Origin of the sequence: Apilactobacillus apinorum, assembly GCF_001281175.1 — a bacterium.
Lineage (GTDB): Bacteria > Bacillota > Bacilli > Lactobacillales > Lactobacillaceae > Apilactobacillus > Apilactobacillus apinorum.
This window is the reverse complement of sequence record NZ_KQ440396.1, coordinates 791,124-808,369: the sequence shown is the minus strand read 5'-3', so window position 1 is coordinate 808,369 and position 17,246 is coordinate 791,124. Positions and strand designations below refer to the sequence as shown.

Sequence of the window (17,246 nt, the reverse complement as noted above, 5' to 3'; positions counted from 1 at the left end):
ACTCGATTAAATTCGAGTGCTTTTTTATTTCTTAGCAGTTTGATTGTTAGATGAATCGCTAGTAACTGTAGAAGTGTTAGTTTTATGGTTATTAGCATTTGTACTTTGGTTATTCTTTTGATCATCATTCTTAGTAATGGTGATGGTTTTACTTACAACCACTGTTTTAACTGATTTGTTCTTCTTGGTCTTAGTTTTGTATGTTTTAATTTTCTTTTTAACCTTAATCGTTACAGAATTGTTAGCTAAGCTACCAGTTCCATCTGATTTACGAGGCATGATTTTACGTAATTGATATTCTGGAACATATCCACCTAGCTTAGGAACGAATAAGAAATCGTAACCATTATAGTGGACACGACCGCCCACGCGGCTCTTACCCACGCGTTTGAAGTATCTGAAACGTTTCATAGTGAAACCTTTACGTTGTTTGATGTATTTATAAACGTTAGTGAATTCGCTGTTATTAGTGTATGTTTCGGCAGCTGATGCCTTGGTTGTAGTAAACATTACAAAGGTTGCTAGAACAACAACAAGAGCAGTTGCAATTTTTTTGTTCATGATGTTCCTTCTTTTCCATTATTATCTGTAAATTATCTATACTATAAATGTACCAGTAAATCAGAAAATATCAACTGAAATTATTGATTTTTAAGCATTTTTATCTAAATTGGTATAAGTTGACAAGCAATCTTAGTAATATATAATTAAATTTAAATTAGAAAATGATTAGATACATTTTTTCTAGTTTAAAAATAGTGATGGGATTAATTTTAATCCATCAAAACCATACATAAAACTAGCTAAATGTTTGTTAAAACAAGCTATTTTAACTATCATAAATGATATGGAATCAAGAATAGGGGTGCAATTATGGTAGAAACTAAGTTAACGCAAGCTGATTTTGACGCTATGCGTGAACAATATGATAAAGATCCTAAGAACAAGGTATTACAACGTTCTGTTATGAAAAATGGGATCAATAAGACTGTTAAGGATAACCAAGCGGTCGCCAAATTAAACCGTACCTACTCAATTGAAGTAGATACTGGTAAGGTTTCAAATCAAAAGAGATCCGGCCGTTGCTGGTTATTCTCACTATTAAATGTGTTAAAGCATGACTTTGCTAAGAGATATGATGTAAAGGATTTTGAATTATCACAAAGTTACTTATTCTTCTGGGACAAAGTAGAACGTGCCAACATTTTCTATGACCGCATTATTGATACAGCAGACAAGCCATTTGATGACCGTGAAGTCCGTTGGTACTTAGAAGGACCAGGTGCTGATGGTGGTGAATGGGCAATGGCTGTTTCATTAGTGCAAAAATATGGAGTAGCACCTACCTCAGCATTCCCTGAAAGCAACGTGACTGAAAATACAACTGACTTAAAAGAAGTTTTAAATCGTAAGTTACGTCGTGATGCTAAGGTCTTACGTGACATGGTTCACGCTAATAAGAGCGATGCTGAAATTAAAGAACAACGCCATGCAATGTTGAAGGAAGTATATCGAATTGCTGGATATGCATGTGGTGTTCCACGTGAAACATTCGACTTCGAATACCGTGATGACAAGCAAAACTACCATGTTGATGCTAACATCACACCTAAAGAATTCTTTGATAAATACTTTGAAATTAACTTAGATGATTACACAGTATTAGGGAACTATCCTAACTTGAAGATGGACCAATTATACTTACATCCTGCGGGAGATAATGTCGTTGGTGGAAAGCATGTTGATTTCTTAAACGTGGAAATGGATGTTTTAAAACAAGCTGCTGTTGAATCACTAAAAGACGGTGAAACAATGTGGTTTGCTAATAACGTTTCTGAACAATCAGACCGCCAAGTTGGTATTTTAGATGATACCTTATATCGTCGTGGCGAATTATTTGATATTGATTTAGATATGACAAAGGGTCAACGTCTAGAATATCTAGATAACATTCCTAACCATGCAATGACTTTAACTGGTGTTGATATTGTTGATGGCAAAATCACTAAATGGAAAGTCGAAAACTCATGGGGTGAAAAAGTCGGTGAAAAAGGTTACTTCGTAATGGCTGACAACTGGATGGATAACAATGTCTTCCAATTAATTGTAAATAAAAAGTATCTAACTGATGCTCAAAAGGCATTATTAGACAAGGAACCAATCGTATTGAAACCATGGGAAGCATTATAGGAGGGAGTGTTTACAATGACTGAAACAAAGATTACTGTTGAAGACTTAAAAGATTTTAGATCAGCATATAACGAAAATACTATTAATCGTGTGTTAGAACGTTCTGTTACTGAAAACGGAATTAACAATGTAGCCTATGATGCACAAGCAATTGAAAAATTAAATCCAGTTTTTTCTGTTGAAATAAAAACTGGGAAAGTATCAAACCAAAAACAATCAGGTCGTTGCTGGATGTTTGCGTTATTAAATACTTTAAAACACCAATTTGGTGAAAAATATGATGTTAAAGATTTTGAATTGTCACAAAACTACTTATTCTTCTGGGATAAGATTGAACGTGCTAACATTTTCTTTGACCGTATTATTAACACTGCTGATAAGCCATTAGACGACCGTGAAGTTGAATTTTATTTAGCTGGTCCTGGTGCTGATGGTGGCCAATGGGCAATGGCTGTTTCGTTGGTCCAAAAATATGGAGTTGTTCCTACAACTGCTTTTTCTGAAACAGCTGTTTCAGAAAGTACAGGGGACTTAAACGACATTTTGGATTACAAGTTACACAAAGATGCGATGAAATTACGTAACATGGTGGCAGACAAAGTTAGTGAAGAAGATATTCACGAAGCTCGTGAACAAATGCTGGCAGAAGTTTACAAGATTGCTGTCTTTTCACTAGGAGTTCCACCAAAGACTTTTGATTTTGAATATAGGGATGATAAGGGTAATTATCACATTGATCGTGATTTAACTCCTAAATCATTCTACGAAAAATACTTTAGTGACGCTGATTTAGACGATTACGTAGTCCTAAGTAACTCTCCTGATAAGGACTATGAAAAGATGTATCGTTTAGCATCACAAGAAAACGTTGTTGGTGGTAGAAAAATCGAATTTTTAAACCTACCAATGGAAGATTTAAAGAATGCAGCGATTGAACAACTAAAAGATGGTAAAGCAGTTTGGTTTGCTAACGATATTGCAAGACAATCAGACCGTCAAAAAGGATTTTTAGCTGAAAACCTATATCATTACGATGAATTATTCGATGTCGATCTATCAATGTCTAAAAAAGATCGTTTAGAATATCATGAAGCTCAAGTTTCTCATGCGACAGCACTAACTGGTGTCGATTTAGTCGATGATAAACCAACTAAATGGAAGGTTGAAAATTCATGGGGTGAAAAGAATGGTGTGAACGGATATTACATCATGGATGATGGTTGGATGGATGAATATGTTTACGAATTAGTCGTAAATAAAAAATATTTATCTAGCGAACAAACCGCGCTATTAAGCCAATCTTCTATCGAATTAGACCCTTGGGATTCATTAGAATAAATTAAAGGGTTGCATTTTTTATTAGACAGTATTAATATTAGTGACAATCAAATAGACGTTGAACAGGAATTTTAATTATTGAGTGTTTCACAGAAAGCTCTGAACAGGTGAGAAGGAGTATCACGATAATTAAATCGTACCTGAGAGTCATTTTTCGAAATGAGTAGAAAAAATCGTAGGCGGCGTTAACGCAGAAGTTATTTAACTTCGTGAGCTATCATTCGTGAGAGTGTTAGAAATTGAGGTGGCACCACGATTTATTCGTCCTCTTGGAAACCTTATTCCAAGAGGATTTTTTTATACCTAAAATTAATAAACAAACGATGATTAGGAATTTTGATTACGCTAGTTATTTACAGAGAACTTAGTAAAACCTGGTGAGAGCTAAGGATAATCGTAATTAAATCGTACCTATGAGTTTTAATTCGAAATGAGTAGAATTAACCGTTAACGCGTTATAGTTAAAGTTTGTAAAAACTTTGTGAGCTGATGTTTGCGAAAACATCAGAAACTGAGGTGGCACCACGATATATTCGTCCTCTAGGAATTATTCCTAGGGGACTTTTTTAGTTTAATAAAAAGAAATTAGATCAAGAATTTAATTAAATCAATCATTTACAGAGAATTTAACATTGATGAGAGTTAATAATGACATTTAATTAATCGTACTTGAGAATGTTCTTCGAAATGAGTAGAAGAAACGTTGGCGGCGTTAACGTAGAAGTTATTTAACTTCGTGAGCTAGCATTCGTGAGAATGTTAGAAATTGAGGTGGCACCGCGATTTATTCGTCCTCTAGACAGTAGTCTAGAGGGCGTTTTTTATTAAAAATGTTTCACGTGAAACAAAAAGGAGAGGGATTTTATGAATTCAAAGAAATTATATTTTACATCTTTATTGATGTTAGTTTTATCAATTTTTACAATGATGTTTGGAGTTGCTAATGCTTCTGCTTCATCTACAGATAACTCTGTTCAACAAATTAAACAAAAAGGATACATAGTTATGGGGACTTCCCCTGATTACCCACCATATGAATTTATTGGAAAGGATGACGGTGGTTCACACGTATACGGTGCTGATATTGAATTAGGTAAACAAATCGCTAAAGATTTAGGTGTTAAATTAAAAGTTAAATCAATGGGATTCGATTCACTATTAGTTGCTCTACAAACTAAAAAAGTGGACATGGTAATTGCGGGGATGAATGAAAACCCACAAAGAGCTAAGAGTGTTGATTTTAGTAAATCTTACTACTCATCAGATACAAGTCTAATTATTAATGACAAGGATGCTAGCCAAATTAAGTCATATAAAGATCTAGCAGGTAAAAATGTTGGTGCTCAAGTCGGTACAATTCAATACGATGAAATTAAAAAAGGTGTTAAGACTGCTCATCTAAAAGGAATGGAAAACGTTAATGATTTAATCTTAGCTTTGAAATCAGGAAAAATTGATGCCATTCCAATGGATACAGCGGTGGCTAAAGCCTATGCTTCACATAACACTGGATTAAAAATCATCGATGCAAAGATGAAAGGCGTAAGTAGTAACAACAACGTTGCTTTTGCTAAAGGTGCAAAAGGACTTGTAGATGCTGCTAACAAGACCATTAAAAAAGTTACTAGTCATAACTTATACATCAAAAAATATGTTCCAGAAGCAGCTAAATATTTAGCAGATAATAAGCACACTTCTTCAGCTGTTAGCATGTGGCAATACAAAGGGTTCTTCATTTCAGGTATCGAATACACAATGATCATCTCAGTGGTATCAGTATTCTTCGGAATCATTTTAGGTGTAATTTTCGCCCTAATGAGACTTAGTCACAACTGGTTATTACACGCAATTGCCGTATGCTACATTGAATTTATTCGTGGTACACCACAATTAGTACAAATTATGTTCATCTACTTCGGTTTAGGCACTATCGTTAACGTGCCAGCACTAACTTCTGGAATTATTGCTATTTCGATTAACTCTGGGGCCTACGTCGCTGAAATTATTAGAGGGGGAATTAATTCAATCTCTGATGGTCAAAGCGAAGCAGCATTATCACTAGGTTTATCTAAACATCAATCAATAAAATACATTGTACTACCACAAGCGTTTAAGAACATTTGGCCAGCACTTGGAAACGAACTAGTTACTTTGATTAAAGATAGTTCACTAGCTTCTGTAATCGGTGTTGGTGAATTAATGTATCAAATGAGAGCGGTTCAAGCAGATACCTACCAAGGGGTCGCACCTATCGCAGTCATTATGGTAATTTACTTCGTTATTACATTTACAATTTCAAGAATTATGAAACACTTAGAAGGGAAGATCAGCCATGGAACCAATGATTAAGATTGAAAACCTAACCAAAAAATTTAAAGAAAATACTATCTTTTCAGATATTAATGCTGAAGTGCACAAAGGTGACGTTATTTCATTACTAGGACCATCTGGTGCTGGTAAAAGTACCTTCCTACGTTGCATTAACATGCTAGGAGAACCAACTTCCGGTAAAGTTTTATTAGATGGTCAAGACTTAGTATCAAGTACTGATAAAGAGTTAACCCAACTAAGAACTCACATTGGAATGGTATTCCAAAGCTTTAACTTGTTTGATAATAAAACCGTAATCGATAACATCACATTAGCACCAATTAAGGTTAAAAATATGAGTAAAGAAGCGGCTGAAAAACAAGCGCATGAACTACTAAAAACAGTTGGATTAGATGATAAGGCCAACGTTTATCCAAGTAGTCTATCTGGTGGTCAAGCTCAACGTATCGCGATTGTACGTGCATTAGCAATGGACCCAGAAGTAATGCTATTTGATGAACCAACATCTGCATTGGATCCAGAAAAAGTTGGTGAAGTCCTTTCAGTAATGAAAGATTTGGCTAAAAAAGACATGACAATGATTATCGTTACTCACGAAATGGAATTTGCGAAAAACGTTTCTGATGAAATTTGGTTTATGGATGAAGGAAAGATTCAGGAAAAGCAATCTCCTGAAGATTTCTTCGATAACCCACAAACTGAAAATGCACAACGTTTCTTAAGTAAAATGATTTAAATGAAAAAAGGCTTACCATAAGGTAAGCCTTTTTTGATTATTCCTTTTTTATTTTGTACAATAAAAGTATCAATGACACTTTTTGAATTAATCCGAGGAGGAAATCAATTGTCTAAACGTTTTAAATTAGTTGAAGAATCATTTACAGGAGTATCAATTTACATTGATCAAAGAACCGGTGTTGAATACGGTGGCTATGGAAGTACATTAACTCCATTACGTAATCCTGATGGAACATTATTCGTGGACCCAGCTGAAATTGATGACGATTACGAACATAAAGAAAAAGATAAGTAATCGAGGGGGATTCCACCATGTTTTTATGGGTACATTTAATCTTTGCGATGCTACTAATTGTATTAGTATGCGTTTCTTTGCTTAAAAAGAGTGGTTATAAGCCTTATATGATGATGACTAGGATTTGTTATCTAGTTTTTATTGTGACCGGTGCGGTGCTATTTATGAAAGCATTTAGTCGCGATGCCACTTTCACAATTTTAAAAGTTGCAATGGCAATCTTTTTAATTGGGCTAATTGAAATGTCATATGCTGAAAAGACTAAACGTCATTTAACCAGAGGGTTAGTGGTTAGCTTAGTTTTAGTATTTGTTTTGGTGATTATCATTGGTTTAATTATTTCCGGTGGACGACCATTTATTAATTTCATCTAAAAAAGAGAACTCTTTGTATTTCTCTTTTTTATGTTTACCAGATTCGATTGATATGAAATTTATGTATTTTGGATGGTAAAAAGCCCATTAAATTGCCATATACTATTAATTATTGGTAGAATATAGATGTAGTTTATTAAGCAAAAAAAGAGCAACCCCTAAGGATTGCTCTTTTTTTTTGCTTATTTAAAATCTTGTAATGCAAGTTCGGCGTAAGTTAATCTGGCGAAAGTATCGTCAGTTGCTAGACCAGCATTTTCGAACATGTTAGCGAATAAAATGTATTTTGGTTGATCACTGTATTCACCACAAATTTCAATTAAGCGTTGTAGTTGATTAATACGGTTAGCTAAATCATCGATATGATTTAAGTTTAAATCATTCTTAGCTGCATCGTAAATAATCTTGTAAGTTTCAGTATTTGTAAGTAATTCTAAATCCTTAACTTGTTGCATGAAGTTATCAAATTGTTCGTCTGATAATTGTTCATGAACTGATTGTAAGTCAACGATTTCTTCACTAAAATCTTGTGCCCATTGATTAATAATAGGTCTTAGTTGTATGTCTGACATTGTTAAAAAATCCTCTCCTAATTCAGATGATGTTTTAGACTATTCTAGTACAACAATCTAAAAGTGTGTTTAGTTTTTTTCATTTATAATGTCATTAAATGGGTGCTAAAAATCAAATAACACCAATTGTATTATCTCACAGATAGGTTTAAAATTGCAAAAAAAGAGTCTGTGATTTTATAGATAAAACAATGGGATAGCTACCACAATACAATATAAGGATTGGTGATGGCAAATGGCAACAAGAGTTGAAAAGACACGTGCGAAAATGAAGGAAAATGGTATCGATAATTTTATTATCGTAGACCCCTTCAACCTGCAATATTTAGCTGATTTTGGTGGATTAGCAGGTGATGGATGTTTGGTAATTAACGACGATGAAGCAGTCTTAATTACAGACGCTAGATATGAAATAGAAATGGGCGAAAAGCAATTAGATGACGTCCAAGTCGTAATTAATTCTAATTATTATGGTGAAGCATCTAAGCATATTAAAAGTGGCAGCAAAAATATTGGTTTTGAAGATAGAATGCCTTTTGCTATTTATGACAAAATCAATCAATTGGTTGATTTACCACTAGTTTCACAACATGATTTAATTGAAAAAATTAGAGTGGTTAAAGATGAAACTGAAATTGCGAAAATTCAAAAGGCGTGTGACTTGGTCAGCCAAGCGTATGAAGAATTATTAAAATACGTGCAAGTGGGGATGACTGAAAAGCAAGTTAGTTTCTTTTTACATGAATGTTTGGTTAATCACGGTGCCCAAAAGCCTAGCTTTGATACAATTGTTGCTTCTGGATACCGAAGTGCATTGCCTCATGGGGATGCGACGGATAAAAAGTTAGCACCAAATGAATTGGTTACCATCGATTTTGGTTTTTACTACCAAGGATACACATCAGATATGACTAGAACGTTTGCGATTGGTGATCCTGGTGAAGAATTAAAACACGCTTATGAAGTTGTTTATGGTGCCCAAAAAGCAATGATTGCTTCAATGGTTGATGGAGTAGACGGAAAAGACGTTGATGCAGCGGCCAGAAACTATATTGATGAACGTGGTTATGGAAAAGAATTTAATCACGGAAGTGGTCACAGCATTGGTTTGGATATTCATGAAAATCCGGTTACTAACCGTAGCTGTAAAGATAAGTTATATAACGGTTTTATCATGACAGCGGAACCTGGAATATACATAGCGAATAAAGGTGGTATTCGAATCGAAGATGACGTATTAATTACTCCTGAAGGTCCTAAAGTCTTAACTAGTGCGCCAAAAGAATTAATTATTTTATAAATAAAAAACACCCTTGAGTTACTCAAGGGTGTTTTGTTTTAAAATTTTAAAGTAATTGCGGCGATATCTAAATGCATAGGCATTTGTTTCTTAGGTAAGATGATTACTTCCCCAGCAAATCCGATGGTGGTAATCGCTAAATCATTTAAAGTTTTGTCGTATGCATCTTCGCTAATATATAGAGTATCAATCTTACCAGAGATGGCATTTGAAATGATGTCTCTTAGATCAGTAGCGACTTGGTGCTTACTGCTAGCAGATTCGTATTTAATGTTGTTATCTTCTGCTAACTTGTTTAAGAATGATTGATTGAAATGTTCAATGATGTCATTTAACTTTTCAGCATCAATATTTTTATCATTAAAGTTATAGCTGATGTCCTTAGAGAAGTTCTTAAGCGTAGTAAGTTGAGTGAATAATTGACGGTTTTCATCATTAGCCACGATAACAGTTGGTAAGTAGTTATCATCACCAAATAATTCCTTTACGTATTCATCAACTAACTTGAAGTATTTTTCTTTGTCGTTATCAACTAGCACTGATAGTGGTTTGTTTGGTGTATTGACGACACTAAAGTTACCATTATCAACACGGAAAACTTTGAATTCATCATCGAATAACGCCAATACGTGGTAATGTAATTGGCTTTGAATTTCCTTCACTAATTGTGAAATGTTCATAGTATCTTCGATGGAAAGTTGAGTTTTAACTGGTTGTGCTAAATCGAAAGAATGAATAGCTTTAAAACTAACGTAAATTGCCACACCAGTACCATTACCGATGTGTTTAGCGCGATCAAAATTGAATCTTCTTAATTTTCTTTCGTATCTAGGCCAGACAATTTCGTCGTGTTTTGCAGTGAATGCATCTTTGATTTTGTCGATTAAATTTAAGTATTCGTTTTTGTTACTAATTTCATTAAATGAAACAAATAATGAGATGAAAGGTCCTACTTCGTAATCTAAAGTAAGAGTATTTCTAAGCTCGATAGTGGACGTCATGGTCTAACCTCCTAGTTTTTATATAACCATAGTATATCATGATGAGCTAAAAGCGAAATATATTGTGCTATAATTATTGCTATAAACATAAAAAGGAGGGATAAAATGCTAATAACGATTTTTGATATCATTGTTTTAATTAACGAAATTTTTGCTTTAATCACCGTTTTTAGAGAAGAACGTGATATTGCTGCAACTTGGGCATGGCTGTTAGTCTTATCATTCCTTCCTGTTTTCGGATTCTTAATATATGCGTTCGTTGGTCGAAAGCTACCTAAAAAACGCTTATTCCGTTTCCAATATAAAGATAATAAACGAATGTTTCATCTTTTAAGAAAACAAGCCAAATTACATAACAATCCCCAAAAAATTAACGCCGATGAAGTTTCATATGCCTATAGAACACTAGTAAAACTATTTAAAACTTCTGACGTTACAGATTTATCCCGTCGAAATCACGTTAAGATTTTTACTGATGGAAACCACTTATTCGATTGCATTATCGACGATATTCAAAAAGCTAGTAGTTCAATTAACATCGAATTTTATACTTTTTATGATGACCAAATTGGTCACCGCTTTTTAGAAGAATTAGTCAAGAAGGCCAAAGAGGGCGTTAAAGTACATGTTATCTACGATAGCTGGGGTTCAATGGGTAACAAGCATCACTTCTTTGATCCATTAAAAGAAGTCGGTGGATATGCTGAACCATTTTTACACACTCATTCAGCCGTCATGGATTTCCGTTTAAATTTTAGAGATCACAGAAAGATTATCGTTATCGATGGTAAATACGGATATATTGGTGGATTTAACATTGGTGATCAATATTTGGGTCGCAAGAAAAAATTCGGTCATTGGCGAGACACTCATTTACGCATTTCAGGTTCCGCTGTTCACCATCTACAAGCCCAATTTATTTTGGACTGGAACGTTACTGACATGGATCACAAAATTGACGTTGATGAGACCAAAGGATTTTATTTCCCACAGGTTTATCAAGAAGGTTCTACTAACATTCAAATTGTCTCAAGTGGACCTAATAGTGACTTACAACAAATCAAATTAGGTTACATCAAGATGATTCAAAATGCGAAAAATTATTGCTGGATTCAATCACCATATTTAATTCCAGATGATAGTGCATTGGATGCCATTAGAACAGCTGCTATGTCTGGTGTTGATATCCGCATTATGATTCCATGTATGCCTGATCATCCATTTGTTTACCGTGCTACTCAATATTATGCTAAGCAACTATCTAAGTATGGGGTTAAAATCTATTTCTATGATGATGGATTTATTCATGCTAAGACGGTTTTAGTAGATGGTAAAATTGCATCGGTTGGTTCAGCTAATATGGACTTTAGAAGCTTTAAGTTAAACTTTGAAATCAACGCCTTTATGTACGATGAAGGCATTGCCGAGCAACTACATTCAATCTATGTGAATGATATACGCAGCAGTACATTAATGACATATCAAGACTTTGATAAACAATCACATTGGTTAAAATTCAAGCAAGTTTTCAGTAGACTATTTTCACCAATTCTATAAAAATAGAAGTTCATTTTATGAACTTCTATTTTTTTGTTTCAAAGATTCTGACAACCGTTTTTTATATTGACCGTAATTTATAAAAACATTAGAATTTGATTAGAAGGAAGTGATTTATTTGTCTTATATTGAGGTTAACCACGTCTCTTATAACTATAAAGTTTTTAAAAAGCAGTCTGGATTTAAGGGTGGATTGCTGGATCTTTTCAATAGAAAATATGTTGATAAAGAAGTATTATCTGATGTTTCTTTTCATATTGAAAAAGGCGAAAAAGTGGGTTTGTTAGGTCCCAACGGTGCTGGTAAATCCACTTTGATTAAGCTGATGACAGGGATTATTGCACCGCAAGATGGCGAAATAAAGGTTAATAATATGACGACAGATACAGATAATTATGTTTTCTTAAATGAAATTGGCGTTGTGATGGGACAAAAAAATCAGCTAAATCCTAACCTATCTGCGATGGACTCTTTTAATCTAATTAGAGATATTTACAAGGTTAAAAATGATGAGTATCAAAAACGACTACATAAATATTTAACAATGTTTGATCTGAATAAGGTTAAGGACTACCCAGTCAGAAAATTATCTTTAGGAGAAAAAACCAAACTAGAGATAATTGCATCATTAATACACAATCCACAACTTTTGATTTTAGATGAACCAACTTTGGGGATGGATATTGTTAGTCAAAATGCGTTATATGATTTTATTAATCAGGTTAATGAAGAATTAAAAGTCACCATTTTAATTATTAGTCATCAAATGCGAGACATTGAAAATATAACCGATCGTATTTTGATTCTGTTAAACCACGCAATTACCTTTGATGGCAAAACAACGGATTTATTGAACAATTTAAAAGCTGAAGCGCCAACGATTCATCTAAGTGGTAAGAATGCAGTTCCGTTAACTGATTGGACTGGGGCCAATGTTTCGACTGAAAATAGCAATGCGACCATTTCTAACTATTCCAAAGATAGTACAATCACTTTAAAAATATCGGAGTTGGCATCTCTAAATATTGAGGATAGTTCCTTAGAAGAGTCGGTTTATCAAATTTTTAAAAAGGATAAATTATGAAATATATCACATCAGCATTAAACGGATTCGAAAATGTTTTAATCTTCAAATCTAATTTAATGGTTCAAATTTTCTCTAGAATAGTTCAAGTATTATTATCGATTATTACTTGGAATGCGATTTATGCAGGATCCAATCATAAAATTATTGGTGGATATAGTAGGACTGAGATGTTTGGTTATTTAATTTTAGCCTCGCTATTATCTATTTTATTTACAATGGAACCAGTTTTTAATCTATCTAAGCAGGTGAAGGATGGAACGATTAGTTCATGGCTGATTAGACCAATTAGCATTAATGGTAAAAGTTTAGCCAATTTTATCGGCAGTAAATTAATATTTATATTGATTATGATTGTTTATTTAGTAGTGACTGGAACCAATAATTTAATGATGGCAATGTTTAATATTGTGTATTTATTGTTTGCCATTGTTGTGTGGCATGAATTATTGTATTTAATCGGTTTGCTTTCGTTTTGGTTAATCCAAATGTGGCCATTAGAGCCGATTTTAAACGGCTTTTACTTGTTTTTAGGAGGGATATTATTTCCCCTAAATATTCTTCCACAATATTTATTTAATATTGTTAGGTTCACTCCTTTTTCATTAGTCTCCAGTGACTTGTTACAAGTAGTTTTAAATAATAATAGTGGAAACACAACCATGTATATTTATATTTTTAGTTTGGCCATTTGGTATTTGATTTTACGATTTTCATCAATTTGGTTATTTAAAAAAGGAATTCGCAAATTCGAGGGGGTGGGGATGTGAACTTACAACTATATTTAAGGCTTGCTGCACAAAGCATGAAAGAGTTTTTAACATATAGAATGACATCATTTTTCGTAATCCTCTTCGGGTTTATGTTTACGGCAATTGATATTTTTGCCGTGGGAATATACTATCAGTTTGATAATTCCATTAACGGAGTTTCTCAAAATGACTACATAACAATTATTTTGAGTCTTTCAACGGTTACGTATACCTATTTATTTTTATTTATTGCAGCTCATGAATCTCTTTCTGATGATATCATTCAAGGTAATTTGGATTATACGTTATTACGCCCGATAAATTCTTTTTTGTATTACGCATTAAGGCAATTGGATTTTCCCAGCTTAATTAACTTAATAGTATATTTGCCCGCCACTGCTTTTTACTTAATGAAATATCACTTTAATTGGATTGAATGGATTTGGATAATTTTGGTATATATTGTTGGGGTCGCGTTTTTATTCTCAATTAACCAAATCGTAGTAGAATTTGCGTTTTGGAAAGACAATTTAAATTCAATCAAAGCGTTTCCTGAAGATTTAAACGATACTGCCAAGCGTCCCGCTAGATTTTTTCCAAAGATTTTACGGGTTATATTAACGAATTTCTTACCAATTCTATCGATTTCTAATGTTGCGATTTTAGTAAGAAAGTCATTGCTATTAGGATTTATTCCTTTGAGCTGTGTATCATTAATTATTTCGACAATTTTGCTTTTTGCTATATCTTATTTTGTTTGGAAAAAAGGGATAAAACATTATTTTTCAGCGAACTAAAAAGACCGCTTACGCGGCCTTTTTATTTACCCCAATTCCAAGGGTCATCACGCCATTGGCGAAGAGTAGCTAAGTCTGCTTCAGAGATACTGCCTTCACTTTGCGCTTGTTCAATAATTGTTGAATAGTTAGTTAGTGTTGCGAAATCGATGCCAGCTTCGGTAAAGTTTTGGCGACTGTCAGGTAGTTCATATGAGAAGATAGCAACTACTCCGATGACGTTATATCCTTCGTCTGTCAAAGCTTTAGCTGCATTTAAAACGCTCTTACCGGTTGATAATAAATCATCAATTAAAACAATTGATTGGCTTTTATCAATACTACCCTCCATTTGTTTACCACGGCCATGATCCTTTGGTTTAGAACGGACATAAATCATTGGTAAGTCCATCTTATCTGCGACAATTGCAGCATGGGGAATTCCGGCTGTTGCGACTCCACCGATGACGTCTGCTTTGGGGAATTTATTTTTAATTAATTCGACTAAGCCAGTTTCAATATGATCACGAACATCTGTGAAACTAATTGTGATGCGGTTATCGGTATAAATGGGGGCTTTAATTCCTGAAGCCCAGGTGAATGGGTCGTTAGGTGCCAAGGTTACTGCATCAATTTTTAATAGGTCTGAAGCGATTTGTTGTTGAGTATTCATTAGTTTTGTCCTCCATTGAGCGTATTGTAAATGTCTTGATAGGTTTTAACGGGGGCATCTGATTGGGTAATACTTCGACCAACCACGATTCCATAAGCGCCTAGCTGACGTGCTTTTTCAGGTGTTACTACTCTTTGTTGATCATCTTTGTTGTTATTAGCCAAACGAATGCCAGGATTGATACAGATAAATTCTGCATTCACTTTTTGATGAATAAATTCATCTTCTAAAGCTGAACAGATGACTCCATCAGTACCGTTGTCATGAGCTAAATTAGCTAAGTGGGTAACTGAATCATCAATTTTGCCGTTAATTTGTTCTTCTTGATTTAATTGTTCTTCTGAAGTGGAGGTTAATTGAGTAACTGCCAATAATTTAGGAGCGATATTACCACTAGCTTTAGCACCTTCATCAAGACCTAATCTTGCAGCTTGAATCATTTTACTGCCGCCCAAGGCGTGAATAGTGGTGTATTGAACATCTAATTGACTGATTTGTTTAGCGGCTTGTTGTACGGTGTGTGGAATATCGTGTAGCTTTAAGTCTAAAAAGACTTCAATGCCACGGCTTCTTAATTCTTTGACGATACTTGGACCTTCTTTGTAAAACAATTCCATGCCGATTTTGACAGCAAGATGGTCAATATTTGCAAAGGGTTCTAAGAAAGATATGGCAGTTTTCTTATCTGCGAAATCTAGTGCAATGAATACTGGTTTCATAAGTTCTCCTCCAACAAAAAAATCGTATAGCCAAGAGACTATACGACAAATTAGGGTTCACTTATTCCGTTCGTCGATTTACTAGCCTCTCTGGACTAATTTAAAATCATATGCTGATTTCAATATACGCTTTTTTCTGAATAAAGCAACCCTAAAAAATTAGGTTGCATTAAAAAAAGATTAAGCGTATCATTTTATAAAATATCTTATTGAGATATGTCAAAAAAATAAGGAACGTCAGCGAGCGTTCTTTTTGGAGGAATTGAATATGGAAAACACGCAAGACCACGCTACAATGAATAAGGCCCAAAAATGGGTTTTGGCATCGACATCAATTGGACAAATGCTAGAAAGTATGGATATTTCATTCATATCATTCGCAATGTCTTCAATTATTATCGGTTTACACATTAGTACGGCAGCCGCGGGAATGCTTTCTACGGTAACTACTTTTGGTTCATTGATAGGTGGTATTTTATTTGGCCTTTTGGCTGATCGTTTCGGTCGTGTAAGAATTTTAACTTACACCATTTTCATTTTCGCCATTTCAACTGCAGGGATTATGTTTGCCCAAAATTTCATTACTTTTGCTATTTTACGTTTTTGTGTCGGCTTAGGTGCCGGGGGTGAATATGGTTCAGGTGTTGCTATGGTGGCCGAATCATTTAAGAAAAAACAATTAGGAAAATCAGTGTCATTAACCACAATTGGTGGTCAAGTTGGTTCAATGCTAGCCGCTATTTTAGCAGCCGTTATGATTCCAGCATTTGGTTGGCGCTCACTATTCTTAATTGGAATTATTCCTATCTTCTTTGCCTTCGTAGTTAGAAAGAACCTTACAGAAAGCCAAGATTTCGTTGATACAATGGAAACTGGTAAACGCCCTAAGGTATCTGTAAAGAAGTTATTTGCTACTCCTAAGTTAGCATACCAAACTGTTGCTTTAATCATCATGGTAATTGTGCAAATTGCTGGATACTACGGTTTAATTAACTGGTTACCATCAATTATGCAAAAGAAACTTGGATTAAGTGTTGCTGGTTCATCACTATGGACAATTGTAACTATTATTGGAATGAGTTTCGGAATGTTAGCATTTGGAAGTATTTTAGATAAGATTGGTCCTAGAAAAGCGTTTGGAATCTTCTTACTAGTCGCTTCAGTGGCGGTATACGGAATTACATTTGCTTTCAATGGATTTACGCTATTATTTGCATCAACAGTGTTAGGGTTCTTTTCTAATGGTATGTATGGTGGATATGGTGCCGTTATAAGTCGTCTATACCCAACAGAAGTTAGATCTACAGCTAACAACTTCATCATGGGATTCGGTCGTGCTATTGGTGGATTCTCACCTGCAATCATCGGTTTGTTGATGGAAAGCCACTCATTATTAGTGATCATGGCAATGTTATCAGTACTATATCTAATCAGTTTTATTACTATGATGACAATTCCATCATTCAAGGAATTAGCTAAGTAATAAGCGTTATTAAAAAGAAAATAAAATATTCATGTATAATGGATATAAATAAAAAAACCTCCC

17 protein-coding genes and 1 other annotated feature are annotated in these 17,246 nt (G+C 34.2%); of the genes, 12 read left to right on the top strand and 5 right to left on the bottom strand.

Translation table 11 applies throughout. The features are described from left to right. Positions 1–24 precede the first annotated feature (24 nt). Complete coding sequence (locus RZ74_RS06760; RefSeq protein WP_053950638.1) at positions 25–561, bottom strand: hypothetical protein; 537 nt, start codon at positions 559–561, stop codon at positions 25–27. Positions 562–873: 312 nt separating this feature from the next. On the opposite strand from RZ74_RS06760, the gene RZ74_RS06755 reads away from it, so the two are divergent. The 6 genes from RZ74_RS06755 (at position 874) to RZ74_RS06730 (ending at position 7,266) form a co-directional block, all read left to right on the top strand. Further along, positions 874–2,190 carry a C1 family peptidase gene (locus RZ74_RS06755; RefSeq protein ID WP_053950637.1) on the top strand — a complete coding sequence of 439 codons (1,317 nt, stop codon included), beginning with the start codon at positions 874–876 and terminating at the stop codon, positions 2,188–2,190. 15 nt (positions 2,191–2,205) lie between these two features. Beyond that, the gene (locus RZ74_RS06750) at positions 2,206–3,528 is read left to right on the top strand and encodes a C1 family peptidase (RefSeq protein WP_053950636.1); all 1,323 of its coding nucleotides are present in this window, start codon (positions 2,206–2,208) and stop codon (positions 3,526–3,528) included. 314 nt (positions 3,529–3,842) lie between these two features. After that, positions 3,843–4,072 (top strand) — a binding site (T-box leader). Between the two features lie 320 nt (positions 4,073–4,392). Then, complete coding sequence (locus tag RZ74_RS06745) at positions 4,393–5,877, top strand: ABC transporter substrate-binding protein/permease (protein WP_053950635.1); 1,485 nt, start codon at positions 4,393–4,395, stop codon at positions 5,875–5,877. After that, on the top strand, positions 5,861–6,595 hold the full coding sequence (locus RZ74_RS06740; RefSeq protein ID WP_053950634.1) for an amino acid ABC transporter ATP-binding protein: 735 nt from the start codon (positions 5,861–5,863) through the stop codon (positions 6,593–6,595). The genes RZ74_RS06745 and RZ74_RS06740 overlap by 17 nt, the downstream gene beginning before the upstream one ends. Positions 6,596–6,703: 108 nt before the next feature. Further along, entirely contained in the window at positions 6,704–6,892 is a 189-nt protein-coding gene (locus RZ74_RS06735) for a DUF6440 family protein (RefSeq protein ID WP_053950633.1), read from the top strand. Between the two features lie 17 nt (positions 6,893–6,909). Next, positions 6,910–7,266, top strand: a complete 357-nt coding sequence (locus RZ74_RS06730; protein ID WP_053950632.1) for a DUF1516 family protein — start codon at positions 6,910–6,912, stop codon at positions 7,264–7,266. A gap of 182 nt (positions 7,267–7,448) precedes the next feature. On the opposite strand, the gene RZ74_RS06725 is transcribed toward RZ74_RS06730, so the two are convergent. Continuing rightward, on the bottom strand, positions 7,449–7,838 hold the full coding sequence (locus tag RZ74_RS06725; protein ID WP_053950631.1) for a hypothetical protein: 390 nt from the start codon (positions 7,836–7,838) through the stop codon (positions 7,449–7,451). Between the two features lie 235 nt (positions 7,839–8,073). Here RZ74_RS06725 and RZ74_RS06720 point away from each other — a divergent pair, with 235 nt between their 5' ends. After that, the gene (locus tag RZ74_RS06720) at positions 8,074–9,138 is read left to right on the top strand and encodes a M24 family metallopeptidase (protein ID WP_053950630.1); all 1,065 of its coding nucleotides are present in this window, start codon (positions 8,074–8,076) and stop codon (positions 9,136–9,138) included. 38 nt (positions 9,139–9,176) lie between these two features. On the opposite strand, the gene RZ74_RS06715 is transcribed toward RZ74_RS06720, so the two are convergent. Continuing rightward, positions 9,177–10,139 (bottom strand): baeRF3 domain-containing protein, encoded by a 963-nt coding sequence (locus RZ74_RS06715; RefSeq protein WP_053950629.1) that lies wholly within the window; start codon positions 10,137–10,139, stop codon positions 9,177–9,179. A 105-nt stretch (positions 10,140–10,244) separates the two neighbouring features. Between RZ74_RS06715 and cls the strand changes: the two genes are divergently transcribed. The 4 genes from cls to RZ74_RS06695 all read left to right on the top strand — a co-directional run bounded on the left by cls (position 10,245) and on the right by RZ74_RS06695 (position 14,329). Then, positions 10,245–11,696, top strand: coding sequence for a cardiolipin synthase (gene cls, locus RZ74_RS06710; protein ID WP_053950628.1), 1,452 nt, complete (start codon positions 10,245–10,247; stop codon positions 11,694–11,696). A gap of 118 nt (positions 11,697–11,814) precedes the next feature. Next, positions 11,815–12,780 carry an ABC transporter ATP-binding protein gene (locus RZ74_RS06705; protein ID WP_053950627.1) on the top strand — a complete coding sequence of 322 codons (966 nt, stop codon included), beginning with the start codon at positions 11,815–11,817 and terminating at the stop codon, positions 12,778–12,780. Beyond that, the gene (locus RZ74_RS06700; protein ID WP_053950626.1) at positions 12,777–13,550 is read left to right on the top strand and encodes an ABC-2 family transporter protein; all 774 of its coding nucleotides are present in this window, start codon (positions 12,777–12,779) and stop codon (positions 13,548–13,550) included. Before RZ74_RS06705 ends, RZ74_RS06700 begins: the two co-directional genes overlap by 4 nt. Then, the gene (locus RZ74_RS06695; RefSeq protein ID WP_053950625.1) at positions 13,547–14,329 is read left to right on the top strand and encodes an ABC-2 family transporter protein; all 783 of its coding nucleotides are present in this window, start codon (positions 13,547–13,549) and stop codon (positions 14,327–14,329) included. Before RZ74_RS06700 ends, RZ74_RS06695 begins: the two co-directional genes overlap by 4 nt. A gap of 22 nt (positions 14,330–14,351) precedes the next feature. Here the strand turns inward: RZ74_RS06695 and pyrE are convergent, their stop codons facing one another. Both pyrE and pyrF read right to left on the bottom strand, forming a co-directional pair. After that, complete coding sequence (gene pyrE / locus RZ74_RS06690) at positions 14,352–14,981, bottom strand: orotate phosphoribosyltransferase (protein ID WP_053950624.1); 630 nt, start codon at positions 14,979–14,981, stop codon at positions 14,352–14,354. Further along, positions 14,981–15,700 carry an orotidine-5'-phosphate decarboxylase gene (gene pyrF, locus RZ74_RS06685; protein WP_053950623.1) on the bottom strand — a complete coding sequence of 240 codons (720 nt, stop codon included), beginning with the start codon at positions 15,698–15,700 and terminating at the stop codon, positions 14,981–14,983. Before pyrF ends, pyrE begins: the two co-directional genes overlap by 1 nt. A 268-nt stretch (positions 15,701–15,968) precedes the next feature. Between pyrF and RZ74_RS06680 the strand changes: the two genes are divergently transcribed. After that, a complete protein-coding gene (locus tag RZ74_RS06680; RefSeq protein ID WP_053950622.1) occupies positions 15,969–17,183 on the top strand; it encodes an MFS transporter in 1,215 nt (404 codons plus the stop codon). The last annotated feature ends 63 nt before the right edge of the window (positions 17,184–17,246 follow it).

Bases quoted from the DNA above. Each gene is read 5' to 3' on its own strand.
- RZ74_RS06740 (WP_053950634.1), top strand. From the start codon at position 5,861: ATGGAACCAATGATTAAGATTGAAAACCTAACCAAAAAATTTAAAGAA.
- RZ74_RS06745 (WP_053950635.1), top strand. From the start codon at position 4,393: ATGAATTCAAAGAAATTATATTTTACATCTTTATTGATGTTAGTTTTA.
- RZ74_RS06715 (WP_053950629.1), bottom strand. From the start codon at position 10,139: ATGACGTCCACTATCGAGCTTAGAAATACTCTTACTTTAGATTACGAA.
- cls (WP_053950628.1), top strand. From the start codon at position 10,245: ATGCTAATAACGATTTTTGATATCATTGTTTTAATTAACGAAATTTTT.
- RZ74_RS06730 (WP_053950632.1), top strand. From the start codon at position 6,910: ATGTTTTTATGGGTACATTTAATCTTTGCGATGCTACTAATTGTATTA.
- pyrF (WP_053950623.1), bottom strand. From the start codon at position 15,700: ATGAAACCAGTATTCATTGCACTAGATTTCGCAGATAAGAAAACTGCC.
- RZ74_RS06725 (WP_053950631.1), bottom strand. From the start codon at position 7,838: ATGTCAGACATACAACTAAGACCTATTATTAATCAATGGGCACAAGAT.
- RZ74_RS06750 (WP_053950636.1), top strand. From the start codon at position 2,206: ATGACTGAAACAAAGATTACTGTTGAAGACTTAAAAGATTTTAGATCA.
- RZ74_RS06755 (WP_053950637.1), top strand. From the start codon at position 874: ATGGTAGAAACTAAGTTAACGCAAGCTGATTTTGACGCTATGCGTGAA.
- pyrE (WP_053950624.1), bottom strand. From the start codon at position 14,981: ATGAATACTCAACAACAAATCGCTTCAGACCTATTAAAAATTGATGCA.
- RZ74_RS06760 (WP_053950638.1), bottom strand. From the start codon at position 561: ATGAACAAAAAAATTGCAACTGCTCTTGTTGTTGTTCTAGCAACCTTT.
- RZ74_RS06700 (WP_053950626.1), top strand. From the start codon at position 12,777: ATGAAATATATCACATCAGCATTAAACGGATTCGAAAATGTTTTAATC.
- RZ74_RS06680 (WP_053950622.1), top strand. From the start codon at position 15,969: ATGGAAAACACGCAAGACCACGCTACAATGAATAAGGCCCAAAAATGG.
- RZ74_RS06720 (WP_053950630.1), top strand. From the start codon at position 8,074: ATGGCAACAAGAGTTGAAAAGACACGTGCGAAAATGAAGGAAAATGGT.